Origin of the sequence: Xenorhabdus innexi (assembly GCF_002632485.1) — a bacterium.
GTDB classification, from domain to species: Bacteria; Pseudomonadota; Gammaproteobacteria; order Enterobacterales; family Enterobacteriaceae; genus Xenorhabdus; species Xenorhabdus innexi.
On record NZ_NIBU01000003.1, the window covers coordinates 19,865 to 46,173 of the forward strand.

At 43.3% G+C, this 26,309-nt stretch carries 22 protein-coding genes; 16 read left to right on the forward strand and 6 right to left on the reverse strand.

The features are described from left to right. Nucleotides 1-64 precede the first annotated feature (64 nt). Together pdxJ and acpS are read left to right on the forward strand one after the other, a co-directional pair. Entirely contained in the window at nt 65-796 is a 732-nt protein-coding gene (gene pdxJ, locus Xinn_RS01810; RefSeq protein ID WP_086956054.1) for a pyridoxine 5'-phosphate synthase, read from the forward strand. Next, the gene (gene acpS, locus Xinn_RS01815; protein WP_086956055.1) at nt 796-1,176 is read left to right on the forward strand and encodes a holo-ACP synthase; all 381 of its coding nucleotides are present in this window, start codon (nt 796-798) and stop codon (nt 1,174-1,176) included. Before pdxJ ends, acpS begins: the two co-directional genes overlap by 1 nt. Before the next feature lie 76 nt (nt 1,177-1,252). On the opposite strand, the gene Xinn_RS01820 is transcribed toward acpS, so the two are convergent. Beyond that, on the reverse strand, nt 1,253-1,513 hold the full coding sequence (locus Xinn_RS01820) for a YfhL family 4Fe-4S dicluster ferredoxin (RefSeq protein WP_086956056.1): 261 nt from the start codon (nt 1,511-1,513) through the stop codon (nt 1,253-1,255). A gap of 39 nt (nt 1,514-1,552) precedes the next feature. On the opposite strand from Xinn_RS01820, the gene Xinn_RS01825 reads away from it, so the two are divergent. Further along, entirely contained in the window at nt 1,553-2,455 is a 903-nt protein-coding gene (locus Xinn_RS01825) for a DNA-3-methyladenine glycosylase family protein (RefSeq protein WP_086956057.1), read from the forward strand. A gap of 420 nt (nt 2,456-2,875) precedes the next feature. Here Xinn_RS01825 and fos read toward each other — a convergent pair whose 3' ends face one another. Continuing rightward, nucleotides 2,876-3,274 (reverse strand): fosfomycin resistance glutathione transferase, encoded by a 399-nt coding sequence (gene fos, locus Xinn_RS01830; protein ID WP_086956058.1) that lies wholly within the window; start codon nt 3,272-3,274, stop codon nt 2,876-2,878. A 138-nt stretch (nt 3,275-3,412) separates the two neighbouring features. On the opposite strand from fos, the gene Xinn_RS01835 reads away from it, so the two are divergent. Both Xinn_RS01835 and tadA read left to right on the forward strand, forming a co-directional pair. After that, nucleotides 3,413-4,057 carry an HD domain-containing protein gene (locus Xinn_RS01835; protein ID WP_086956059.1) on the forward strand — a complete coding sequence of 215 codons (645 nt, stop codon included), beginning with the start codon at nt 3,413-3,415 and terminating at the stop codon, nt 4,055-4,057. A 59-nt stretch (nt 4,058-4,116) separates the two neighbouring features. After that, nucleotides 4,117-4,626 (forward strand): tRNA adenosine(34) deaminase TadA, encoded by a 510-nt coding sequence (gene tadA / locus Xinn_RS01840; RefSeq protein ID WP_086956060.1) that lies wholly within the window; start codon nt 4,117-4,119, stop codon nt 4,624-4,626. 4 nt (nt 4,627-4,630) lie between these two features. Here tadA and mltF read toward each other — a convergent pair whose 3' ends face one another. Then, the gene (mltF, locus tag Xinn_RS01845) at nt 4,631-6,106 is read right to left on the reverse strand and encodes a membrane-bound lytic murein transglycosylase MltF (protein ID WP_086956061.1); all 1,476 of its coding nucleotides are present in this window, start codon (nt 6,104-6,106) and stop codon (nt 4,631-4,633) included. A 266-nt stretch (nt 6,107-6,372) separates the two neighbouring features. Between mltF and purL the strand changes: the two genes are divergently transcribed. Beyond that, entirely contained in the window at nt 6,373-10,260 is a 3,888-nt protein-coding gene (purL, locus tag Xinn_RS01850) for a phosphoribosylformylglycinamidine synthase (RefSeq protein WP_086956062.1), read from the forward strand. Between the two features lie 170 nt (nt 10,261-10,430). Beyond that, nucleotides 10,431-10,835 carry a RidA family protein gene (locus tag Xinn_RS01855; RefSeq protein ID WP_086956063.1) on the forward strand — a complete coding sequence of 135 codons (405 nt, stop codon included), beginning with the start codon at nt 10,431-10,433 and terminating at the stop codon, nt 10,833-10,835. A 295-nt stretch (nt 10,836-11,130) separates the two neighbouring features. Here Xinn_RS01855 and Xinn_RS01860 read toward each other — a convergent pair whose 3' ends face one another. Continuing rightward, nucleotides 11,131-12,702, reverse strand: coding sequence for a phosphoethanolamine transferase (locus tag Xinn_RS01860; RefSeq protein WP_169923514.1), 1,572 nt, complete (start codon nt 12,700-12,702; stop codon nt 11,131-11,133). Nucleotides 12,703-13,882: 1,180 nt separating this feature from the next. On the opposite strand from Xinn_RS01860, the gene Xinn_RS01865 reads away from it, so the two are divergent. The 5 genes from Xinn_RS01865 to glnB all read left to right on the forward strand — a co-directional run bounded on the left by Xinn_RS01865 (nt 13,883) and on the right by glnB (nt 19,637). Then, the gene (locus Xinn_RS01865) at nt 13,883-15,322 is read left to right on the forward strand and encodes a sensor histidine kinase (protein ID WP_169923515.1); all 1,440 of its coding nucleotides are present in this window, start codon (nt 13,883-13,885) and stop codon (nt 15,320-15,322) included. Nucleotides 15,323-15,327: 5 nt separating this feature from the next. Further along, nucleotides 15,328-16,218: a two-component system QseEF-associated lipoprotein QseG gene (gene qseG / locus Xinn_RS01870; RefSeq protein ID WP_086956065.1), complete on the forward strand. Its 891-nt coding sequence runs from the start codon at nt 15,328-15,330 to the stop codon at nt 16,216-16,218. Beyond that, on the forward strand, nt 16,215-17,552 hold the full coding sequence (gene glrR / locus Xinn_RS01875) for a two-component system response regulator GlrR (RefSeq protein WP_086956066.1): 1,338 nt from the start codon (nt 16,215-16,217) through the stop codon (nt 17,550-17,552). Before qseG ends, glrR begins: the two co-directional genes overlap by 4 nt. A 108-nt stretch (nt 17,553-17,660) precedes the next feature. Continuing rightward, the gene (locus Xinn_RS01880) at nt 17,661-19,283 is read left to right on the forward strand and encodes an NAD+ synthase (RefSeq protein WP_086956067.1); all 1,623 of its coding nucleotides are present in this window, start codon (nt 17,661-17,663) and stop codon (nt 19,281-19,283) included. 15 nt (nt 19,284-19,298) lie between these two features. Then, nucleotides 19,299-19,637: a nitrogen regulatory protein P-II gene (glnB, locus tag Xinn_RS01885; RefSeq protein ID WP_086956068.1), complete on the forward strand. Its 339-nt coding sequence runs from the start codon at nt 19,299-19,301 to the stop codon at nt 19,635-19,637. Between the two features lie 67 nt (nt 19,638-19,704). Here the strand turns inward: glnB and hmpA are convergent, their stop codons facing one another. Continuing rightward, entirely contained in the window at nt 19,705-20,898 is a 1,194-nt protein-coding gene (hmpA, locus tag Xinn_RS01890) for an NO-inducible flavohemoprotein (protein ID WP_339373503.1), read from the reverse strand. 356 nt (nt 20,899-21,254) lie between these two features. Between hmpA and glyA the strand changes: the two genes are divergently transcribed. Next, complete coding sequence (gene glyA / locus Xinn_RS01895) at nt 21,255-22,508, forward strand: serine hydroxymethyltransferase (RefSeq protein WP_086956070.1); 1,254 nt, start codon at nt 21,255-21,257, stop codon at nt 22,506-22,508. Nucleotides 22,509-22,614: 106 nt separating this feature from the next. Further along, complete coding sequence (locus tag Xinn_RS01900; RefSeq protein ID WP_086956071.1) at nt 22,615-23,844, forward strand: 3-phenylpropionate MFS transporter; 1,230 nt, start codon at nt 22,615-22,617, stop codon at nt 23,842-23,844. A 112-nt stretch (nt 23,845-23,956) separates the two neighbouring features. Here the strand turns inward: Xinn_RS01900 and suhB are convergent, their stop codons facing one another. Further along, on the reverse strand, nt 23,957-24,760 hold the full coding sequence (suhB, locus tag Xinn_RS01905; protein WP_086956072.1) for an inositol-1-monophosphatase: 804 nt from the start codon (nt 24,758-24,760) through the stop codon (nt 23,957-23,959). Between the two features lie 125 nt (nt 24,761-24,885). Between suhB and trmJ the strand changes: the two genes are divergently transcribed. Next, the gene (gene trmJ, locus Xinn_RS01910; RefSeq protein ID WP_086956612.1) at nt 24,886-25,632 is read left to right on the forward strand and encodes a tRNA (cytosine(32)/uridine(32)-2'-O)-methyltransferase TrmJ; all 747 of its coding nucleotides are present in this window, start codon (nt 24,886-24,888) and stop codon (nt 25,630-25,632) included. 139 nt (nt 25,633-25,771) lie between these two features. Next, nucleotides 25,772-26,266, forward strand: a complete 495-nt coding sequence (gene iscR, locus Xinn_RS01915) for a Fe-S cluster assembly transcriptional regulator IscR (RefSeq protein ID WP_086956073.1) — start codon at nt 25,772-25,774, stop codon at nt 26,264-26,266. Nucleotides 26,267-26,309 lie beyond the last annotated feature (43 nt).

Here is a 26,309-nt window from a genome sequence, read left to right on the forward strand (position 1 = left end):
GATGCTCTCCATAATGGGGAGTGAGCACGTTATTTTATCTAAAATATAATTGCAGGAGATAAAAATGGCTGAGGTATTGTTAGGCATCAACATTGACCATATTGCAACAGTGCGTAATGCCCGAGGAACGCAATATCCTGATCCTGCACAGGCTGCATTTGTTTCTGAACAGGCTGGTGCTGATGGGATAACTGTTCACTTGCGTGAAGATCGTCGCCACATTACCGACAGAGATGTTCAGTTATTAGCAAAAACTATCCAGACACGTATGAATCTGGAAATGGCTGTGACCGATGAAATGGTGGAAATAGCCTGCCAAATCAAACCTGCGTTTTGTTGTTTAGTGCCGGAAAAACGGGAAGAAGTCACAACAGAAGGGGGATTGGATGTCCTCGGTCAGAAAGCGCATGTTGCCGCTGCCGTTAAACGTTTATCAGATTCGGGTATTCTGGTGTCCTTGTTTATTGATGCGGATCATCAACAGATTGATGCTGCGGCTGAAGTAGGCGCGCCCTATATTGAGATCCACACAGGTGCGTATGCCGATGCAGAAAATGATGCACAGCAGGAAAAAGAGTTTCAGCGTATTAAAGAGGCGGTCACTTATGCTGCCTCTAAAGGGATTAAAGTCAATGCAGGTCATGGGCTGACTTATCATAATGTACAGCGCATCGCGGCATTACCGGAAATCTACGAATTGAATATCGGCCATGCCATTATCGGGCGCGCGGTATTCAGTGGGTTATCTGTTGCGGTTTCGGATATGAAAACCTTGTTGCGTGAAGCCCGCCGTTAATGGCCATTGTCGGATTAGGTACAGATATCGTTGAAATTCTCCGTATAGAGGAGATTGTCGGGCGTTCTGGCGAACGGCTGGCAAAACGTATCCTGAGTGATAATGAGTGGCAACAATATCAGCAGCATAACCAGCCGATTCGTTTTCTGGCAAAGCGTTTTGCTGTCAAAGAAGCAGCCGCGAAAGCGCTCGGAACCGGTATTCGTAATGGATTGGCATTTAACCATTTTGAAGTGATTAATGACGCATTGGGGAAACCCACATTAAAACTTCATGGCGAAGCCAAAATACTTGCGAACCAACTGCATGTGAAATCCGTGCATGTCACACTGGCAGATGAAAGGCGTTATGCCTGCGCAACTGTGATATTAGAGAGTTAGAAATACCATGAATCCTCGTCCTGTCTGGGCGGGGGATCAGCTGAAAGCCACTCAAAATACCATATATAAGCAGAACTCAGATTTTGTCAGCATGATGTAAGAGAACAAATTTATCCCATAGCTGCTCTTCTGTCTCTTTATGGTCGGGGTCGATAATAATCGTGTTTGTTATCGGGCAAACAGACTGACAGGTAGGTTTTTCATAATGTCCGATACACTCGGTACAACGCTCCGGGGCAATTTCATAGATTTCAGCACCCATTGTGATTGCCTCATTAGGGCATTCAGGTTCACACATATCACAATTGATGCAGCGTTTGGTAATTAGTAGTGCCATTTCAGTCTCTTAAGAAAAATATCAAGCTGGAGATTTTTAATGAAACCAAGCCATATTGCGGAAGTTATATTACCAGATAATTATCACATGCGAGATTTTTTGGCGTTTCACCAACGGGATGAAAAATGTATTTCTGAAATTGTACAGCAGGGTCAGGTTAAAAAAGGCATTATCTGGCAGGGAAACCCGGCATTACTGACTATCTCAATAGAGAAAAATAAGGCTCAGGTACAGCTTGATATTGATGGTGAGAGTCTCCCTTATTCAAAAGATCATTTGTCTGTTTTAGCCACACACATGCTTGGATTATTGCAGCCAGTCGAGGTATTTGAGGAGCAATATCAGGAAAACCCGACGATTGGTGCATTAATCTCACAGCAGGCAGGTTTGCGTATTTATCAGTCTGCATCACCTTTTGAAGCGTTGAGTTGGGCGATCATAGGCCAGCAGATTAGTGTCAGTGCAGCAGTTTCTATTCGCCGCCGATTTATTCAGACTGTCGGAGTTAAGCATACATCAGGCTTGATGTGCCATCCGACTCATCAAGAAGTCATCCAGTGTACTGAGCAGGATTTGTATCAATGTGGTTTTTCTATGGGTAAAGCGAAGGCATTATTGAGCGTCTGTCAGCTAATCGATTCTGGTAAATTGAATTTATCCATTGAAAATAGTGAAGATGAAATCAGGTCACTGACCAACGATCTTTTATCTATTAAAGGGATCGGTATTTGGACTGTCAATTATACCTTGCTAAGGGGACTAAATTACCTCAATGGCTCTCTGCATGGTGATGTTGCCGTGAGGCGTAATCTTCAGTATTTGCTGAAACAGGAAAGCAAAGTAGATGCTGCGCAGACAGAAAAATGGCTGGCAGGTTTTTCGCCTTGGAAGGCGCTTGTCGCTGCCCATTTATGGAGACAGCAATCCAGCAGTGGGTATTAGCTTATCATAGTGTTTTATGTACATTGTTTAACTGTACTTACCTATACTCTCCGCTTAAGGAGTGAACAATTTCATAATAATGGATTCTCAGTGAATTAGTATGATGATTAACTTTGCGCCGGTTAGAAAGGGAACTATTATGTTGCTTACAGGCGCAAACGAACACTTGTTCTCTATTTGCAATGATCCTGTATTTATCCCACCCTTTTGTTAAGCATCCTAGTTATATCTTGTATCAAAAAGCTGAGTTATTTGGAGTTTATACGGTAACGAGCCAGATTATGGCTGGTGATATCAGAATGTCGGAGCCATGTCGTGATGATGTTTTTAGCAGGATATTGAACGGATTTAATATTTCCCCTCACGTAAAGCCAAAAATAAAAAAGTTCTACAACAAATATTGTATTTAATTTTTAAAAATCAATACCACTCCAATCCCTCATAAGGTTTTATGCGTAGCGCATCAAGGCGGCTTGTCAGCGATCCCACATGGATTTCAAGCTGATGACCATCTGGGTCTAAAAAGTAGATTGAGTCTCCCTCGCTCCGGTTTTCTTTCCATTGTTTTATTCCGGCACTGAGCACTTTTTCTCTGAAAGCAGAAAAATTCTGAGGCTCAATATTAAAGGCGATGTGCGTATAATCCTGTGCGGGTTTTGTCTCGTCATAGGAGAGGCAGAGCCACAGTTCTCCAAGCGTTAAATAAGCACCATTTTGCCAGCGAACATGTGGGGTAAATTCAAGCAGATTAATGTAAAAATCGAGACTACGCTCAAGATTTGAGACTGCCAGCGTCAGATGGTTTAGTCCTGTCAGCATGAAGGGTTTCCCGTTTTCACTTATAAATAATCATGTTAAAACAGTATATTCCTTTCACCCTTCCTGGGTGAAATTTAAAAAAATATTCTATCTGCTTTTTGCTAAGATGTTCTTTTCATCCATTAAGAGGTTTTAGCAATGTTATCTTTTTCACCGTTTGATGATTTAGCCCAACAAATTTTACCGGTTGCTATTGAAGGTGATGATGGTGCTCATGATATTGCTCATTTGTACCGGGTTTGGAAAAATGCACAGAAAATTTGTGAAGCTGAATGCGGTAATTTACGGTTAGTTTTTGCGGCGGTTTTATTACATGACTGCGTTAATGTTGAAAAAAATGATCCGAAACGGCATTTAGCTTCCCGTATGGCTGCGGAAAAAGCTGGAGTGATATTAAAAGATCTTGGCTGGAATGAAGAGGATATCGCTGCCGTCAGTCATGCGATTGAAACACATAGTTTTTCTGCTGCATTGACTCCAGAGACACTGGAAGCTCAAATCGTACAGGATGCCGATCGGCTGGATTCCATCGGCATGATGGGAGTTGCCCGTTGTTTTTATACTGCCGGACGTATGCGTTCAGGTTTATATGATGCGAATGACCCTTTGGCGAAACAGCGTGAATATGATGATCGCGCTTATGCGGTTGATCACTTCTATACCAAATTATTCAAAATAGAAGCAGGTTTTCAAACAGAAACAGGCAGAAAAATGGCTCGGGAAAGAACGGAGCGCATGGAACAGTTTCTGAATGATTTTTTTGACGAAATTCAGGCTGAATAAATCAATGTTAATCTCACAAATGTATAATTAACAGGGTGTAACCAGCAAGAGAATATGCAGTGACAGAAATATATAGTGATGAGTATTGGATGCGTCAGGCCATGGATCTGGCATTACAGGCACAGGCAAAAGGGGAAATTCCCGTGGGAGCACTGTTAGTGTCTGATAATAAAATTATTGCTGAAGGTTATAACCACCCGATAACAGATCATGATCCGACTGCCCATGCAGAAATTATTGCACTGCGGCGTGGAGGCTCTCAATTACAAAATTATCGCCTGTTGGATACAACACTGTATGTTACTCTGGAGCCATGCGTTATGTGCGCGGGAGCGATGATCCACAGCCGTATACAGAGGCTGGTTTATGGTGCAAGTGATATGAAAACGGGAGCGGCAGGCTCTTTGGTCGATATTTTGCGTCATCCGGGAATGAATCATAGGATTGAAATTACCGGTGGTGTACTGGAGCAGGAATGCTCCGCTATGTTGAGTGCATTTTTCAAACAACGTAGGGAGCAACATAAGGAATTAAAAAGACTGAAAAAACAACAGCAGGAAGAATTGTAAAAGTTTACTGTATGGCTGGAGGTTGCGCAGTCAGTTCTGCGGGTTCACCAGCACTGCTGGTAGTCGGTTCAGCCTGTGTGTCAGGAGTTTCCTCTTTATTACGGCTGTTCTTGGCTCTCAGGTATCCTTCCAGACTTTGGAAATAACGACGGATATTTTCGACATAGCGGTAGGCTTCATAGCCACGAGCATAACCATATGTGGTGTGGATATAGTATTTTTTCTTACTCAGCAGGGGAATCCGCGATTTAACATCCATCCAGCGGTCAGGGTTCCCTTTTTGCATCGTCGTTAATTTGCGTGCGTCAAGAATATGCCCGTATCCCATATTATAAGCCGCTAATGCGAACCAAATTCTTTCATCATCGGGAATGCTATCGGGTAAACGAGTCATCAGATAATGCAAATATGCCATTCCCCCTTTTATGCTTTCTTCAGGGTCAAGGCGATCTTTAACGCCTGCCCACTCAGCAGTTGGACGAGTCAGCATCATCATGCCACGAACTCCGGTAGGAGAGGTTGCCAATGGGTCCCAGTGTGATTCCTGCCATGAGATAGCGGCAACTAACTGCCAGTCCAGAGAGCCTGCATATTTTTCAAAAAGAGGTTGATACGTCGGCAGTAGTTTATTGATTGCCCGAATAAATGAAATAGTATCGAAGTAATCGAATGAACCAATATGGCTGAAGTATTTTTCTTCAAGCCGTGGGGTTATACCGTTTTCGGTCAGCATGTTGAAAAAATCCAGCATTGCTGAAGAGAGGCTGTAGTCATCATTACGTTTTAAATACCAGGTCAGCGGCCTGTCTTCGCTGACATCGAAAGCGATAGCCAGATTAGGATGAATCCGCTGTTGTAGGGCAAGGCTGATAGAATCGCTGATTGTATAATCAATTTTACCCTCAGACACCTGCTCAAGTAATTCCTGCGTATTGTAACGTGATGATTCTTCCCAGTTTAAATCAGGATAAGATTCTTTTTTCGATTGTTTTAGTTCACTGACATGGGCTGAACCGGCGGTAACCACCAATGAACCCGTCAGATCTGCAAATGAGCGCGGGCGCAGCGTACCTTTACGATAAACCAACTGCTGAGATACAGAGTAATAGGCCGGGCCTGTCCGCGTCTGGTTAAGTCTTTCTTTATTGTAGATAAGACCTGCGGCTAAAAAATCGGCTTTGTCATTCTCTAAGTCGTCAAAAAGCTGGTTAATGTTAGAACGAAACTTGATGCTTAGTTTGACACCCAGATAATCTGCAAATCGTTTGGCTAAATCATAATCAAATCCTACGGGTTCATTTTTATCATTAAGTGAAATCAGAGGGGAACTGATAGTACTTACCCTAAGTTCTCCCCGTGCCAAGATCCTGTTTATCTGCTCCTGCTGTTTATTAGGCCAACTGATGTTGAGACCAATGATTGTGGCAGAGAGGAGTGCGATAATGACGATGACAAAATAATTTATCTTGATATTGCTCAAATAGTTATCTCTCGTCAGTACGGTTAGGCTCCGTATGAAATGTCAGATAATAGCATGGTTAAATTTCCAGTAATTAGGAATTTTGCGTAACAAAATTGAAATCTGCAACTTTATTGAACCAATTTTAAAAGTCCGTTGCATGTATTGATAGCTCAATTAATGCTTACGCAAACGGTTTCGTCAGAGAAAACATTCCTCTATAATGTCGGTGTTTCCCCCTAAGGCATCAGTCAGGCTTTGCTTCTAAGATGAGAGAACCTATTACTATGGAAATTCTGCGTGGCTCGCCCGCTTTATCAGCGTTTCGTATTACTAAGCTCCATTCCCAGTGCCAAGCTCAACAGCTTCCCGTGACAGAAATTTATGCGGAATATGTTCATTTCGCAGAAATAACTTCACCTCTTACAGCTGAAGAACAGGAAAAATTAAACCGGCTATTAAAATATGGCCCTTCTTTAGCTGAACATGAACCCAAAGGTCAACTGTTTTTAGTCACTCCCCGACCGGGTACGATATCACCATGGTCTTCAAAGGCGACAGAGATAGCTCATAACTGTGGACTGAAACAAATTGTCCGTTTGGAAAGGGGGATTGCCTATTATATCCAATGCGGTGAAATGAACGATATGCAGTGGCAGGCTTTATCGGCGTTACTGCATGACCGTATGATGGAACGTGTGTTTACTCAGTTTGAGCAGGCTGAAGTACTCTTCACTCACCAGCAGCCTACCCCACTGAAGCAAATCGATATTCTGCAATCTGGGCGTGCTGCTCTGGAATCCGCCAACATTGAATTGGGGCTGGCACTGGCAGCGGATGAGATTGATTATCTGCTGCGTGCTTTTCAGAAGTTAGAGCGTAATCCGACTGATGTGGAACTCTATATGTTCGCACAGGCAAATTCTGAGCATTGTCGCCACAAAATTTTCAACGCGGATTGGGTGATTGACGGGCAGGAACAGGAAAAATCGCTGTTTAAGATGATTAAAAATACATTTGAACAGACACCGGAACATGTTTTTTCTGCCTATAAAGACAACGCTGCGGTAATGGAAGGTTCTCAGGCAGGGCGTTTTTTCCCTGATCCTGAAAATGGCGTATATGACTATCATCAGGAGCCCGCTCATATATTGATGAAAGTTGAAACGCATAATCACCCAACGGCTATCTCTCCGTGGCCGGGAGCGGCAACGGGTTCCGGCGGGGAAATCCGTGATGAAGGTGCTACAGGGCGGGGTGCCAAACCTAAAGCCGGACTGGTTGGTTTCTCGGTCTCTAACCTGAAAATTCCGGGTTTTGAACAACCGTGGGAAGAAGAATTCGGTAAGCCCGAGCGGATTGTCAGTGCGCTGGATATTATGCTGGAAGGCCCTCTGGGAGGTGCTGCATTCAATAATGAATTTGGACGTCCGGCGTTATTGGGGTATTTCAGGACGTATGAAGAGGAAGTTGCATCTCATAACGGCACTGAATTACGAGGCTACCACAAACCGATCATGTTGGCCGGAGGGATCGGCAATATCCGTGAAGAGCATATCCAGAAAGGGGAGATCTCTGTTGGTGCCAAACTGATTGTGCTGGGTGGCCCGAGCATGAACATTGGCCTTGGTGGTGGGGCGGCTTCTTCCATGACATCAGGGCAGTCTGATGCGGAACTGGATTTCGCCTCCGTGCAGCGTGATAACGCAGAAATGGAGCGCCGTTGTCAGGAAGTCATTGATCGCTGCTGGCAGCTTGGTAACGATAACCCGATTTTGTTCATTCACGATGTTGGTGCGGGCGGGCTGTCAAATGCGATGCCGGAATTAGTCAGTGACGGCGGACGTGGTGGCCGTTTTGAACTGCGTAATATCCTTAATGACGAACCGGGAATGAGTCCGTTGCAGGTCTGGTGTAATGAATCTCAGGAACGCTATGTATTGGCGGTAGCGCCGGAACAGCTTGCTCTGTTCGAAGATATCTGCCAGCGTGAACGCGCTCCGTATGCTGTTATTGGTGAAGCGACAGAAGAGCGTCATCTGCTGATGAATGACAGCCATTTCGATAATCAACCAATTGACCTGCCACTGGATGTTCTTCTCGGTAAGACACCAAAGATGCTGAAAAATGTGAATTCACTGAAAGCACAGGGCAAAGGAATTGAGCGTCAGGGGATTGATTTAGCGGAGGCGGTTAAACGTGTTCTGCATTTACCTGCTGTGGCAGAGAAGACATTCCTGATCACCATTGGTGACCGCTCAATAACCGGCATGGTAGCGAGAGATCAGATGGTCGGCCCTTGGCAGATCCCGGTTGCGGACTGTGCGGTGACGACAGCCAGTCTGGACAGTTATTATGGCGAAGCCATGTCGATAGGGGAGCGTGCTCCGGTTGCTCTGCTGGATTTTGCTGCATCGGCGCGTATGGCTGTCGGAGAAGCACTGACAAATATCGCATCAGCTTATGTACAGGATTTGAAGCGGGTGAAACTGTCCGCGAACTGGATGTCCGCTTCAGGTCACGCGGGGGAAGATGCCGGATTATACGATGCAGTGAAAGCGATTGGTGAAGAGTTATGCCCGGCGTTGGGCCTGACTATTCCTGTCGGCAAAGATTCTATGTCGATGAAAACCCGTTGGGTTCAGGATGGCGAAGAGCGAGAAATGACGTCACCGCTTTCATTAGTCATTAGTGCATTTGCACGGGTAGAAGATGTGCGTTATACCGTGACATCTGAATTATCTACCGATGATGATAATGCCCTACTGCTGATTGATTTGGGGCAGGGGCAAAATGCGCTGGGAGGTACGGCACTGGCTCAGGTTTATCGTCAGCTTGGTGATAAGACCGCAGATATCCGCAGTACTGAACAACTTGCCGGTTTCTTTAACGCGATCCAGCAATTGATTGCGGAACGGAAACTACTGGCTTATCACGACCGTTCTGATGGCGGGTTGCTAGTAACCCTGGCTGAAATGGCATTTGCTGGGCACTGCGGCCTGCACGCCAATATCAGTGCCTTTGATGAAGATATTCTGGCTGCCTTATTCAGTGAAGAGCTGGGAGCGGTTATTCAGGTTCGTGAAACTGACAGAGCACAAGTTGAAAATCTACTGGCTGACTATGGATTAAGTGAATGCTTACATTATTTAGGTAAAGCCAAAGCGGGAGATGACTTCGTGATCTCCAGCAATAATATGGAAGTTTATCGTCAGAACCGCAGTACTCTGCGTTTATGGTGGGCAGAAACAACCTGGCAAATGCAGCGTCTTCGTGACAACCCCGAGTGCGCTGATCAGGAGCATCAAGCAAAACAGGATTTGAGTGATCCCGGCCTGAGTGTGAAATTGACCTTTGATCCGTCAGAAGATATTGCTGCCAGTTACATATCAAAGCAGATACGTCCGCGAGTTGCTGTGTTGCGTGAACAAGGCGTTAACTCCCATGTTGAAATGGCGGCAGCATTCCACCGTGCTGGTTTCGAGGCTGTGGATGTTCATATGAGCGATTTGCTGAGTGGGCGGATTACTTTGGATCAGTTCCAGACACTGGTTGCCTGTGGTGGTTTCTCATATGGTGATGTTCTTGGTGCTGGTGAAGGCTGGGCTAAATCCATTCTGTTTAATTCGCGGGTGCGTGATGATTTTGCCAGTTTCTTTGCTCGCCCGGATACCTTATCCTTTGGGGTATGTAATGGTTGCCAGATGATTTCTAACCTGCATGAGCTGATCCCTGGGACAGAATATTGGCCTCGTTTCGTCCGCAATTACTCAGAACGTTATGAAGCGCGTTTCAGTCTGGTTGAAGTGACGGAAAGCCCATCGCTGTTCCTACAGGGGATGGCTGGTTCTCGTCTGCCAATTGCTGTGGCTCATGGTGAAGGTCAGGTGGAGTTCAGAAATAGTCAAAGCTTGGCCGGACTGGAAAAACATCAGCAGATTGCCCTGCGATTTGTCGATAACTATGGTCAGGCAACAGAAAGTTATCCTGCCAATCCTAACGGATCTGTTGGAGGAATAACCTCTGTCACCAGTCGTGATGGAAGGGTGACAGCGATGATGCCGCATCCTGAAAGGGTATTCCGTACCGTCAGTAACTCATGGCATCCTGAAGAGTGGGGAGAGGACGGCCCGTGGATGCGTATTTTCCGTAATGCACGTAAGCAGTTAGGTTAATACTTTAATATCCCATTTTTATTTTTAAGCATAAGGCTCTGATCATGCATCAGAGCCTTTATTTTTCACTTCCTTATCACAGATAATACTCTTTCCGCATGTGGTTTTTATCTTTTTGATTTATGGTGTTATTCGTTCTTTCTTACTTCTGGATATCAAGGCATATCTCAATGACTAAAAAAACGATAAACCCTGAAACTGTATTTAATTCTGTTCAATATGGATTCAGTCAGGCAGTGATCAAAACAGGAAACCGACATCTGTTTTTATCTGGTCAGGTAGGGATTAATAAAGATGAAGAAACCACTCCCGGAGGGTTACCAGCTCAAACTAAACTTGCGTTAGAAAATATTCATTCAGTGATCAAAGCGGCTGGTGGTGAATTAAGCGATATTACTATGCTGCGTATCTATATCAAACAGGGAGCTGAGTCGCATGAAAATCAGCGAGTCATATCATCTTTGTTAAAACAGTTTTTTCCCTCAGAGCCTCCTGCTTCTTCCTGGGTTATTGTTACAGGGTTGTCTTTACCTGAGTGGCTAATAGAAATTGAGGCTGAAGCTATTTTAGATTAACGCAAATATTTTTCATAATGGGAGCTGTGTTGCTTAAATATATCTACTAGTTGGTTTATGTTGCTTGATAAGTTAACTACCTAGATATATGAACATTTCTTCATATTTTTGCTGATGTATTCAGTATGGCTCACTGAAGACGGTTTGGGTAGATGTCCATTTTATTCATTTGGGTTAACTTAATGAATGACTATTTTTAATGGTACTTAATGATATGGGTGGCTTGAATCAAGTCACCCATTTAGGTCAATATGATATTACTGAATTATGTAATTTTACTTTTTCTTAGGCATTATTATTTCCCAGTCAAGTCAATAGCAGGATCATCAGGAGTATTTATTTCTGAAATACGTCGACTTAGACCAAAATCGTTAGGATCATTTTTCATAGAAAATAAATCATATCCATTTTGGATGTATGGGTTCTCGATGCCAATCCAATTGGCAATACCATCTACTAACATCAGACCAGATTTAAACGCTTTATATTGTTCGCGATGAGTATCGTCACTTGATACTTTTAACAAAGGAATATCAAAATGTCTTTTGCTTACATAGCTATTATTAAAAATTATTTTTCCATTAATTTCTTCATGAGCCAATCCATGATCCGAAAAGTAAATCATGGAGTAACTTCTACCTGAATTTTTATAGTTTTTAGATAATATATTGTTGATTCTGCTCAATACTTCATCTGTTTTTTGGATTGAAGATATATAACATGATAAGTAATCATATTTTTTATCTTTGATTTGAATAATACGATGATAATCATCTATACGGCTACAGGCATTAGGGTGGGAGCCATATAAATGTATAACAAAAAATCTTTTTCTTTGTGAAGAGTGGGTTAGTAAGTTTTGAAATTTATTTACTAACAAGAAATCACTGGTATTAGCTGATTGATAATCTCCACTTTTTAAGAAAAACTTGTGATCACTTTTATTAGCAATTGCTGAGATTGGCGTATCGAAGTAACCTAGATAGCCTTGATTAGATATCCAATAAGTATCGAGGCCAGCTGATTTAACTAAATCAATTAATCCAAGGCTGTAATTTGGTTGCCAATTTTCTCTGTCTGATTTAGTCAACATAAGACGCAAAGAAGCTACTGTATTTGATCCTCCACTAGTAAAGCCATCAATAACCACACCGTGAGTTTTATCCATAAATGGTGTATTAGATATAGGATAACCATATGTGTGGTGATAATCACGTCGTGCACTTTCTCCGATCACTAACACGTAATCATCATAACGGGAAGATTGTTTTGATAATTTACTCTTTCCCCAAGAACTTTTGATATCGAAAGAATTGAGTTTAGCTAATTCTTCTTTTACTTCTATTGATGAACTATATATTTTTTTAAAAAAACCAAAAGGCTTTTGTGGTAATAAACATATAATAATAGCTAGGCAGAGAAAGGTTTTATTACGATGATATAATATTCCAAATTTAACGGAGATAATTCGAAATAGCATTACGAGTATAATAATCAAAAAAGGAAAAATCCAATTTTGAAATGGTATTTGATTTAAGAATTCACTGCTTTCCTGAATGTCTGTGGCAAAGAATGACATAATATATTGGTAAGATGGTCCTCCAAAAGTCATTCCGATTGGTGCATATATGCTATATATTATTGTTATGGGTAGTGCTATGAAGTAAAATGCTTTTTTAGATGAGTTTAATATTGTGAAAAGTAAAGTTAAAAGCAGAATGTCCCGTTCAGATGAACTCACAGCTGCACTTTTTAGCATTATTTTTGATGCCATAACTATGCAGGATAAAGGTATAATAACTTTTACAATAGCTTTGCTTATTGAAAAAAATTCTCTTTTTGCATCGGGAAAACTAAATTTAAACATCAAATTACTCTTCTTTTGTTGAAAGGATGAACATGGGTGATCGCAGGGCGAGAGTGTGAACGTTTTTTGAGCTTGAAGTGTTTGCTTCCCAATCTCTATTGGGATAAAAATTACTCAATTTGGTCTTGTTAAAGTATCGATTAGTATTTAATTGGCTCATTTTGATTGAAATACGAACACTCATGATCTCACCCTGATTGTAGTGGTGAGTTAAGAATTTTTTAACTTACTGATTTATATATCATATTTTGGGTGTCTCTCCAACTCTTTCTTCCACCTGTATCAGGGTTAATGGAGCTAAATTGATCAATCTGATTAACTGAGTATATTCGGTACATAGAGATAAGGCGAGCCGCCTGCTTCTTCCTGGGTCATTCTTACTGGGTTAAGTGGCTAATAGAAATTGAGGCTGAAGCTATTTTAGATTAACGCAAATATTTTTCATAATGAAAGGCTTGCCGCCAAAACGTGTTTGTTTTGTTAATTTATTTCGGTTTATGAGTTAATTAAATTGATGTTTTTAAGTGTGTGTCTCTAAAAAGAGAAAATGATGGTTTTTTGTGTCTCCAAAAGGAGACATTTAATATTTTGATTTTATTATTAAAATTTATTTTTGTGATAAGGTGTCATAAATTAGCGACACAGCTGTATATTCTGCTCCAAAAATACAGATGACAAAATATAAACATTAAATTGTTTTTTATTATTTGATAATAAAATCAATTTGTTAATAAAAATATTTAAAAGTTGGCACGCAACGTGCTTAATGTATGGCAGTTGCTCATTCAACTTTTTATGTCGGCCCACAGTATAGGGTGGAAATATGCCACATAAGCCCGGAATGACGCCAAAGTAAGGTGCCTACCGTCCAATTTATGATACTCGCTTTCGGGCTTTATCAAGCAACGGGCGACACGTGGAGTGAGGCACCACCTATATTTTTATAGGTTCCTCGCTGGCGGGATAGTAGAAAAAAATACTATCCCGCCGTCATTATTGCAGATTAATTTTGCCCCTCGTGTTGATATATCCACCTGCACTATCCTTGTTCTTGCCAGCCCATTTGTTATAACCCATTATTCGAGACTATTTTTTCTGAAAAACGACGATAGAATTCATCATCTGGCAGATTTTCTACCACCTTATATCGGTTAGCATCAATGTAATTGCAGGTTTTAAGATGATTTCTCTGAAAAAAAGGCGTTTATTTCCCCGCTCATTGCGTCAATTAGTTGTAATGGCATTCTGGTTAGTGCTATTACCGCTGTTGGTGCTGGCCTATCAGGCATATCAAAGTCTGGATCAACTCAGTACTCAAGCAGCCGAAATTAACCGCACAACGCTATCTGATGCCCGGCGCAGTGAAGCGATGATCGGTGTTGCTCTTGAGATGGAACGCAGTTATCGCCAGTATTGTGTATTGGGGGATGCCAGGCTGGAAAAACTCTACCAACGGCAATATCAGCAGTATACCGGTATGCTGAATAACCAGATGGCGCTGCTGGCTAATAAAGAGTATAAGGACAAGTTTAATCAGCTACTGTCCGGGCTGACTAAAATTACCTGTAGTAACAGTGTACCTGAGGCTGCTTCCGCTAAATTGCTTGAAGAGTTTTCAAACGCCAATAATCAGTTAGTACAGGAAACCCGCAATATTATTTTCATCCGGGGTGAGCAATTACAAAAAGAGATTGCTGATAAGGGGCAATTTTTTGGTTGGCAAAGTTTAATCTTGTTTTTGTTAAGTGCGTTTTTAATTGCCCTGTTTACACGAATGATTATTGGGCCGGTAAAAGGCATTGAGCGAATGATTAATCGGTTAGGAGCAGGGCAGGCACTGGGAAACAGGATTGAATCCTTTAAAGGCCCCAGAGAATTACGCTCATTGGCATTGCGCATTATCTGGCTGAGTGAACGTCTGTCCTGGCTTGAGTCTCAACGCCATGAGTTTTTACGCCATATCTCCCACGAACTGAAAACCCCTCTTGCCAGCATGCGTGAAGGGACAGAATTATTGGCGGATGAAATTGCCGGGCCATTGACCACAGATCAAAAAGAAGTTGTCACCATTCTGGATAGCAGCAGTAAACATTTACAACTGCTTATTGAGCAATTACTCGAATACAATCGTAAAATTGTTGATGTGCCTGCCGAACATCAGATCGTATCTTTAAAAGAGATCGTTGCTAGTGTAGTCCTCTCACATCAGTTACCTGCCCGGACAAAGAATATTCATACAGAAATCCGGCTGGATCTTGAGGATTGTTTGGCTGAACCTAAATTATTAATGAGAGTTATTGATAATCTCTACTCCAATGCAGTGCACTATGGCGCTGAATCCGGTAACATTTGGATTTCCAGTCGGCAAATGGATAAAAGTATTCAGATCGATATTGCCAATACAGGAACGCCTATCCCTGAGTTAGAGAAGAGCATGATTTTCGAACCCTTTTACCAAGGAAAACTTCAGCGCAAAGGGGCGGTCAAAGGGAGTGGCCTTGGTTTGAGTATTGCGCAGGACTGTATTAAACGGATGGGGGGAGAGCTTCATCTGATAGAATCTGACTTTGCTGATGTATGTTTCCGGATTGAACTGCCATTAACCGCAGAGAATGACTAAATAATATGCACAACAGGTTTACTCACCACTTTATGATGAAAACGGAGCAGCAGAATATTGTGACTCGGACAGTGAAAAAGAAAGCTGTAATGCAGCATTTACCTGAACGGGCTTTGTCCCGGTGTTTCCGTACCATGATGTTACTGTTTGTTCCCTACCTATTGGCAGGATGTGTCTCAAATTCCGCTTCTGGTGAGTTGGCAAAAATTTCTGAATCAATTATGCCGGAGCAGCGCGTAATCGATTATCACACCAAAGGGTGTGATGTGGTCTGGAAGATCACAAAACCGACCGCAATGGAAAATAGCCTTTACTGGCTAAGATTGATGGGGTGTGCGGATAAATTATCTTCAATTGAAGCCCGTGATATGGCTAAACAGTTCATGGCAGACGATTGGCCGCAGGTTTTTAAACAGAGTATTCTTGTCAACCAGTCGATACCTTCAGTTGCTGAGCGGCGTAATAGCATAGAAACTCTGAATCGATATAGTCCACAATTTCCACCCTCGCTCGAGCCATTACTACACTTATGGCTCGAGCAACAGTATTTAAAAATTAATCTGGCAGAGCAAAAATCAAGATATCAGCGATTGCAGTCTGATAGTGATAACAAAATTGACCGATTGAAAGAAATACGGAATCGGTTGGAATATGAATTGCTTTCAATATCCCGTAAGTTAGAAAATCTGACCGATATTGAGCGTCAGCTTTCTTCCCGTAAGCAAAATCAGAATGGCTCTTCAGCTTCAGGTGAAACAGAACATTCTGTTGATGAAAATGCTAATAAACTCAATGAGGCCCATCCGGAAAGTCACTCGAAACCGCTTCCGGAAAGAAAATCTGAAACAAAGACAGAAGATAATTTTTCAGAAGAAAAAGGAGCTGAAGTACAATGACTGCACGCAATCCCGCTCATCTCCTTCTGGTTGATGATGATCCAAGCTTACTGAAATTATTGGGAATGCGTCTGATCAGTGAAGGTTTTCGTGTCACGACAGTGGAAAGCGGGCATGAAGCACTACGCACCCTATTAAAAGAAAAAGTCGATTTGGTCATCAGCGATTTACGCATGGATGAGATGGATGGTATGGCCTTATTTGCTGAAATTCAAAAACAGCATCCGGGTATGCCAGTGATTATTCTCACTGCCCACGGGTCTATTCCCGATGCGGTTGCCGCGACACAACAGGGCGTGTTTAGTTTTCTGACTAAACCGGTTGACCGCGATGCACTTTATAAAGCCATTGATGATGCTTTGGAATTATCAACACCAGCCATAGATGGTAAATGGAGTGAGCAAATCGTCACCCGTAGTCCTTTGATGCTACGTTTGCTGGAACAGGCGAAAATGGTGGCGCAGTCTGATGTCAGCGTTCTGATTAACGGGCAAAGCGGAACGGGTAAGGAAGTGTTGGCTCAGGCTATCCATCGCGCAAGCCCCCGTGCAAAGAAACCCTTTATTGCGATTAACTGTGGTGCTTTACCAGAACAATTACTGGAATCTGAGCTGTTTGGTCACGCAAAAGGTGCATTTACCGGTGCGGTCAGCAGTCGGGAAGGGCTTTTTCTGGCTGCTCAGGGAGGAACGCTGTTTCTTGATGAAATCGGCGATATGCCATTGGCGCTTCAGGTTAAATTATTGAGGGTATTGCAGGAGCGTAAGATCCGCCCTCTGGGAAGTAACCGTGATTTAGATATTGATGTCAGGATTCTTTCGGCAACTCACCGCGATTTACCGAAAGCGATGCAGCGTAATGAATTTCGCGAAGATCTCTATTATCGATTGAATGTCGTCAATCTGAAAATCCCTACCCTGAATGAGCGGGCGGAAGATATTCCTTTATTAGCAAACCATTTGCTGCGGGAATCGGCTAAGCGCCATAAACCTTTTGTCCGTAGTTTCTCCACCAATGCGATGAAATGTCTGATGGCAGCGAGCTGGCCGGGGAATGTCCGTCAGCTGGTTAATGTTATCGAACAATGTGTGGCGCTGACGACTGCTCCAGTGATCAGTGATGCTTTAGTCATGCAGGCACTGGAAGGAGAAAACACGGCACTGCCGACATTTGTAGAGGCTCGTAGCCAGTTTGAACTGAATTACTTACGAAAATTACTGCAAATGACGAAAGGTAATGTCACTCACGCCGCCCGGATGGCAGGGCGTAACCGGACAGAATTTTATAAATTGTTGGCCCGTCATGAATTGGACCCCAACGATTTTAAGGAATAACCTTCCTGTAATTTAAATCCCATAAATAAGCTGAAACATTTTTCAAGCCGTATTGAACTGTCTGAACCAGACAGAGAAGTGAATAATGGCCCAGGAGAGCCGCATTCTATGAGTCGTACTCTTAATATTGCCCTTGCCCAATTAAACTGGCTGGTAGGGGATATCGAAGGCAACAGCGAGCGTATGTTGCATACAGTGCAGGAACAGCAGGAAAAAGGCGCTGATCTCGTCATGTTCTCTGAGTTATCACTGTCGGGTTATTTCCCGGAGGATTTACTGTTTCGTGCTGATTTTCATCAGCGTTGCCGCGAACAATTAGTACGTTTGCAGGAGGCAAGTTCTCAGGTTGGTATTTTAGTTGGTCATCCGTGGCAACAGGACGGAAAAATATACAACGCGCTTTCGCTCTTCTGGAAAGGTGAAACCGTTGCTCGTTACTTCAAGCAACAACTGCCTAATTATGGCGTTTTTGATGAAGAACGCTATTTCGAAGCGGGTGAACAAATTTGTGTTATACCCTTTAAAGGCTATAACCTTGGCTTGCTGATTTGTGAAGATCTCTGGTTTGATGCGCCGGTTGATGCGTTGAAACAGGCAGGAGCCGATATTATCCTGTCAATAAATGCCTCTCCTTATAATCATGACAAACCGAATATTCGCAGCGCGCTAATCAAATCACATTGCCAGCGTATTCATTTGCCAATTATCTACCTGAATCAGGTTGGCGGGCAGGATCAGCTGATTTTTGATGGTTGCTCAAAAGTCTTTGATATAAATGGTGAAATCACTCACCGTATGGCGGCTTTTGAAGAGCAGGTAGAACTGTGTCGTTTCAATGATATGACTATTGAGCCGATGGTAAATCCGGTGCCTCAATTACCGCCACTGGGGCAAATCTATAAAGCTTTAGTACTTTCTGTGCGGGATTATGTCCAGAAAAACGGTTTTAAAGGCGCATTACTTGGATTATCCGGAGGGATTGATTCAGGCCTGACACTGGCGATTGTGGTGGATGCGTTGGGTAAAGAGCATGTACAGGCGGTGATGATGCCATTCCGCTATACCTCTGAAATGAGTATTCATGATGCCAGAGAACAGGCTGAGTTGCTCGGTGTTGAATTTGACATTGTCTCTATCGAGCCTATGTTTGATGCATTTATGGCTCAGTTAGAGCCGATGTTTGCAGGCACGGAAAAAGACACGACGGAAGAAAACCTACAGGCACGTTGCCGGGCTGTCATTCTGATGGCAATGTCAAACAAACGCCGTCGTCTGGTACTGACGACCAGTAACAAAAGTGAATCCGCAGTGGGCTATTCGACTTTATACGGTGATATGGCTGGTGGCTTCAATGCGTTGAAAGATGTACCAAAAACAATGGTATTTGCATTGTCTAAATATCGTAATACATTATCTCCTGCTATTCCTCAGCGGGTTATTGAACGTCCGCCATCTGCGGAACTGGCTCCCGATCAGCTTGATCAGGACAGTCTGCCGCCGTATGACATGCTGGACGCTATCCTTGAGGGATATGTAGAAAAAGATAAATCAGTAGCTGATTTGGTAGCTGAAGGTTTCGACGAAACGATTATCCGCAAGGTGATCCGGTTGGTGGACATCAATGAATATAAACGTCGTCAGGCTCCGATTGGCCCGCGTATTACACAGCGTGATTTTGGTAAAGACAGGCGCTATCCGATTACGTCTGGTTTCGGGCGTAAGAATTGGTAATAACAGGAATACTTCATGAAAAAGATTGATGCAATTATCAAACCTTTCAAGCTCGATGATGTGCGTGAAGCTCTGGCTGAAGTCGGTATCACAGGTATGACGGTGACAGAGGTGAAGGGATTCGGTCGCCAGAAAGGGCATACAGAACTGTATCGTGGTGCAGAATATATGGTGGACTTTCTGCCGAAAGTCAAAATAGAAATTATTGTACCGGATGATATTGTTGATACCTGTGTTGATACTATCATGCAGACTGCTCAAACCGGTAAAATCGGCGATGGCAAGATTTTTGTTTTCGATGTTGCTCGTGTTGTGCGTATTCGTACGGGTGAACAGGACGAAGAAGCGATTTAACCTCTCAGAGCCTTATGCCCCGCCGTTATGGCGGGGTTCTCATTCCGGGTTAAGTGATGATTTCGGGTTAAATCACTTTATGCGGGCCAAAACATTCATAATGGATATACTGTTCGTTAATGCCCATCGCCAGAAGTTGAGCGGCGATATATTGCATGAAAGCTACCGGCCCACAGAGATAAAACTCCATTCCTTCTGCGCTTATCGCATCTTTTACCGCAGCTAGCTCCATAAGCCCCGCCTGTTGGTAATCTGTGCCGTACTTATCTCCATTTCTGGGTTCGCGATACCAGACCTGATAATTCATATTTGGCATGGATTGGGCAATCGTCTTTACTTTGTCTGAAAAGGCATGGTAGCCGCCATGTTCTGCGGCGTGAAACCAATTGATTATTCCAGAATGTGGTTGTTTATGCAGATATTGCAACATACTCATCATAGGAGTCAGGCCAACACCCGCTGAGATAAGCGTAACAGGAGTATCAGGTTGGATATCAAGGAAGAAATCACCTCGTGGTGCGGACAGTAATACGATATCCCCTTCCTGTACTTTATCGTGCATATAGCCGGAAACTTTGCCATGAGATTCCCGTTTAATGGCAATTTGATAGTGAGTTCCGTTTGGAGCAGCAGTTAATGAATACTGACGAATTTCACGATGCTGAAAAGCAGGTTCGTCCAGATAAATACTCAAATATTGCCCCGGTTTGTAATCGGAGACTTTACCGCCATCAACAGGTTCGAATTCAAAACTGGTAATGATATCGCTTTGGGGTTGTTTCCGGCTGACACGGAACTGACGTACACCACGCCATCCCCCTTCTGACAATTCACCATTCTGGTAAATTTCTTCTTCCCGATTGATAAAAACATCGGCTAATACATTGTAGGCTTTTCCCCACGCATCCAGTACTTCTTCTGCCGGATGAAACAGCTCATCAATGGTTGCCAGCAGATGAGTACCTACAATCTGATAGTGCTCCGGCTGGATATTCAGGCTTGCATGTTTGTGAGCGATTTTTTCTACAGCCGGTAACAGAGCCGGTAAGTTATCAATGTTAGAAGCATAAGCACAAAGGGCATTGAAAAGCGCCTGACGTTGCTCGCCGTTACTCTGATGATTCATGTTAAAGATATTTTGTAATTCAGGGTGATGACTGAACATACGCTCATAAAAATGAGCCGTTAATTTTGGCCCGGTGGAAACAATCAGCGGAATGGTAGATTTTATCGTTGCGATAGTTTGGCTGTCTAACATCATGATCTCCTGAATTTTTAATCATGCTTAATTAATAAGTTGTATTTTAAATGCAACTTATGTTTCTGGGGAAGAGCTTAAAGATCAAAACCAGCAATGATCTTGACTTAAATCAAAATCGCAGGATATGTGACCTATTAATGTTTGACAGGGATCACAAAGATCGATGATAAATCTCAGGCTCATAAAAAACATGATGAGCTGATGGGCGGCAGGTGTTTAAGCAAACGTTTGCGTAAAATGTCCTGTCAAGACTATCTCATTTGATAAAAAGAGATTACACTGTGTCACATTCTGTCCCTCAGGGATATTTTTTAGAAATATAGCCTTTAGAGATGTAGCTGAGTCAGGAGAACCTAATGTTAAAGCGTGAAATGAATATTGCGAATTATGATCCCGAACTGTGGCAGGCGATGGAACAGGAGGTTCGTCGTCAGGAAGAACATATTGAATTGATTGCTTCTGAAAACTACACCAGCCCAAGAGTTATGCAGGCTCAAGGCTCTCAGTTGACTAACAAGTATGCGGAAGGCTATCCGGGCAAACGCTACTATGGTGGCTGTGAGTACGTTGATATAGTTGAGCAACTGGCAATTGACAGAGCAAAAGAGCTGTTTGGTGCTGATTATGCTAATGTCCAGCCGCATTCAGGTTCTCAGGCGAATATGGCGGTCTATATGACGCTGTTGCAACCCGGTGATACAGTTTTAGGGATGAATCTGGCACACGGTGGGCATCTGACTCACGGTTCTCCAGTTAATTTCTCTGGGAAACTTTATAATGTTGTTCCTTATGGTATTGATGAACATGGCAAAATTGATTACGACGATATCCGTAATCAGGCAATAAAACATCAGCCTAAAATGATCATCGGTGGTTTCTCTGCCTACTCTGGTGTGGTTGACTGGGCAAAAATGCGCGAAATTGCTGATGAAATCGGTGCATACCTTTTTGTTGATATGGCTCATGTGGCTGGTTTGATTGCTGCGGGTGTTTATCCGAACCCGGTTCCTCATGCTCACGTTGTGACAACCACTACTCACAAAACACTGGCAGGCCCACGCGGCGGTCTGATTCTGGCGAAAGGCGGGGATGAAGAGCTGTATAAGAAACTGAACTCGGCTGTTTTCCCAGGTGGTCAGGGTGGCCCGCTGATGCATGTTATCGCTGGTAAAGCGGTTGCGCTGAAAGAAGCCATGGAGCCAGAATTCAAAACTTATCAGCAGCAAGTCGCTAAGAATGCCAAAGTAATGGTTGATGTATTCTTGCAGCGTGGCTACAAAATTGTTTCCGGTAGCACTGAAAACCATCTGTTCCTGCTGGATTTGGTCGATAAAGATATCACGGGCAAAGAAGCAGATGCAGCATTAGGTCGAGCCAATATTACCGTGAATAAAAACAGCGTACCTAATGATCCCCGTAGTCCATTTGTGACTTCCGGTATTCGTATTGGTACCCCGGCAATCACTCGTCGTGGTTTCAAAGAAGAAGAAACCCGTGAGCTGGCAGGCTGGATATGTGATGTGCTGGATAATATCAATGACGAAACGGTGATTGACAGCGTTAAACAGAAAGTATTGGCTATCTGTGCAAAATATCCGGTCTACGCATAATTTAGAATATAAATATTGAATAAGTAGTTAATAAGCCCGTCTCACGACATCAGTTCTGAGCGGGTTTTTTGCATTAAACTTTTTGCATCAAACACGGGGGCAAAGGATGGTTGTGCCATCAACATTTTGGCTGGGGTTAGGCTACTTCACCTATTTTTTTTCTTTCGGTATATTTTTACCATTCTGGTCAGTCTGGTTACAGGGAGAAGGTATAAAGCCTTCGATGATCGGCATTATATTAGGTATCGGCTTGGTTTCCCGCTTTATTGGCAGTCTGGTTATTTCCCCCACTGTTAAAGATCCCGCCAAATTAATTACCGCATTAAGATTATTATCTTTTTTGACTCTGCTCTTTGCTATCGGCTTTTCTTTTGGCAGCCACTGGGCATGGATTACGTTGGTTATGATAGGTTTTAACCTGTTTTTTTCACCGCTAATCCCTTTATCAGATGCTTTAGCAGGGACATGGCAAAAACAGTTTACTTTTGATTATGGCAAAGTGCGGGTGTGGGGATCGATTGCTTTTGTTATCAGCTCTTCTTTAACCGGAATATTGTTGTCTTCTTCCGGGATTGAATTCGGCTCAGGTATAAGTCTCTCCTTTGATAAGCTCAATGACTGGATTGGCAGTAATTTATTTGGCCATCATCAGATTATCCTCGTTTCCCTGATTGTCAGTGTTGCGATTATGCTGTCCGGCATGATGCTGAAACCCTCTATTATGCCTGAGGGTAAAATCAAGGTAGAAAATGCCAGTGCAGTATCATTCAGAAAGTTACTATCCGAAAAATCAGTGTGGCAGTTTTTATTGTGTGTCACGTTATTACAGGCAGCTCATGCCGGTTATTACAGCTTTGGTTCCATTTATTGGGAAAAAGCCGGTTATTCTTCATCAACTATCGGTTATCTCTGGTCACTGGGCGTTGTGGCTGAAGTGATTGTTTTCACCTTTAGTAAACAGCTATTCCGCCACTGGAATGCCCGCAGTCTTCTGCTGCTCTCCGCTATTTGCGGGGTTATCCGTTGGGGATTAATGGGAACGTTCACGGAATTGCCGGTGCTGATTATTATTCAAATTCTGCATTGTGGAACTTTTACTGTCTGCCATTTAGCTGCCATGCGTTTTATCGGTGCCAGAAAAGAAAATGAAGTGATTCGCTTGCAGTCAGTCTATTCTGCGTTAGCAATGGGGGGCGGCATTGCGGTTATGAGTGCAGTGGGCGGTTTCCTGTATGAACATATAGGCGGCGGTATCTACTGGGTGATGGCATTGGTCGCATTACCGACGATTTTCTTACGGCCTAAAAAAGCGGAAGCTCAGATTCATTCGCTATGAATATACCAATGAGCTATCGCGTACCTTGTAAGTAGCGCGTTAAATAAAGAAAGGGCACCAATAAAAACAAGGTGCCCTTTAAATCACATTGCTCAGCGAGTTATTTTTAAAATTAACGCTTCAGTGCTTCAGTTAATTCTTCACGCATCTCAGACAGCATATCTTTAACAATACGTGGGCTGCCTGCAACGATATTACCGGAATTGGTGTAGTTATGACCACCAACGAAGTCGGTCACGATACAGCCGGACTCACGTACCAACAGCTCACCACCCATGAAATCCCACGGCTTCAGGCCGATCTCGAAATAGCCATCTACACGCCCGGCAGCGACATAAGCCATGTCCAGAGCTGCGGAACCGGTGCGACGGAAATCAGCACAGCGCTCAAATAATTTACCCAGTACGTTCATGTAAGGGATAGAGTGTTGCTTAGCTTTGAATGGGAAACCGGTAGCAATGATAGTGCCATCGAGATCACGGGCGTTACTACCACGTAGACGATAACCATTTAGCTGTGCACCCTGACCACGGGTCGCAGTGAACAATTCATTACGCATCGGATCGTAAACCACAGCAACTTCAGTGCGGCCTTTGATACGCACGGCAATGGAAACAGCAAAGTGTGGAAGACGTTTAATAAAGTTGGTGGTGCCATCCAGTGGATCGATTACCCATTGGATATCGCTTTCTTCACCTAAGTGTTCACCTGTTTCTTCAGTGATAATCGTGTGCTTAGGGTAAGACTTACGGATAATGTCAATGATCATGCTTTCAGCATCGCGATCAACATTAGTGACAAAATCGTTACTGCCTTTTTGGCTTGCTTCAACAGCATCAGGAGTTTCATAGCTTTTGGCAATATGGTTGCCGGCCTTACGAGCAGCGCGTATAGCGATATTTAGCATCGGATGCATGGGGTATCTTCCACCAGAATTTTAAAGAACGGGAAACAAATCGGCGCGCAGTATAGCAGTAGTTCGTCAAAATGACTAATGCTGTGTTAAGATATTCGGCTCTTATCCTGAAATTAAAAGCTGTCATGTTAGAGAACATCCGCATTATCCTGGTAGAAACCTCCCACACAGGCAACATGGGTTCAGCTGCCAGAGCTATGAAAACAATGGGGTTAACCAACCTGTATCTGGTAAATCCGCTTGTCCAGCCTGACTCTCACGCTATTGCACTTTCAGCAGGTGCCAGTGATGTTATTGGTAATGCCACGATTGTGGAGTCGCTGGATGAAGCACTGTCCGGGTGTGAGTTGGTTATCGGAACCAGTGCCCGCTCCCGTACACTTTCCTGGCCAATGGTTGAACCACGGGAATGTGGTGAACGCTGTGTCAGGGCTGTTCAGAACTCACCGGTAGCTATTGTATTCGGTCGTGAGCGTGTGGGGCTGACCAACGAAGAACTCCAGAAGTGTCACTACCATCTTTATATTCCGACTAACCCGGAATATGGTTCGCTGAATCTGGCTATGGCTGTTCAGTTGGTCAGTTATGAGATCCGGATGGCGTACCTTACTGCTCAGGAAAAACAGGATGCTACAGAGCATGAAGCTGAGTACCCGCCTGTTGAAGATATGGAGCGTTTTTACCAGCACCTTGAGCAGGTATTAAGTAACTCCGGCTTTATTCGTAAAGCTCATCCGGGGCAGATAATGAACAGATTAAGGCGTCTCTATACTCGCGCCCGTCCAGAAACTCAGGAGTTAAATATCCTTCGTGGTATTCTGACCTCTATGGAAAAATGGGCTAATAAATCATCAGGCTCCGGTTTGAAATAGGTTGAAAAATGAGGTGTATGAGCGGTAACAGGATGAAAGACAACTAAATAATAGTTGAGTAAATTACTAGGTTAAATAGTTGACTAAAACGCTCAGGAATGCCACAATTTGACCCATATTTCACCATGGAGTTTTTGTTATGAGACTGACATCAAAAGGACGTTATGCGGTAACTGCCATGTTAGATGTGGCATTGCATTCACAAGAAGGGCCGGTGCCACTAGCTGACATATCTGAACGTCAGGGAATTTCCCTTTCCTATCTTGAGCAGTTGTTTTCTCGCCTACGTAAGAATGGTCTGGTTTCTAGCGTCCGTGGTCCGGGTGGCGGTTATCTGCTTGGCAGAGATGCCGGTAAGATTTTCGTCGCTGAAGTGATTTCTGCTGTTGATGAATCTGTAGATGCAACTCGTTGTCAGGGCAGGGAAGGCTGTCAGGGCGGTGATCGCTGTTTGACTCATACATTATGGCGTGACCTTAGCGAGCGTATTACGAGTTTCCTGAACAGTATCAGTTTAGAAGAATTAGTGAACAACCAAGAAGTTTTAGACGTTGCTGATCGTCAAGACAGCGATAAGCGCCGTACTGCTAATGGCAGGATTCAAGAAATGATTAACGTTAACCTGCGTGCTTAATTAGCGGTAAATAAGCGGCAACTAACTGTATTAAAAGTGTCTT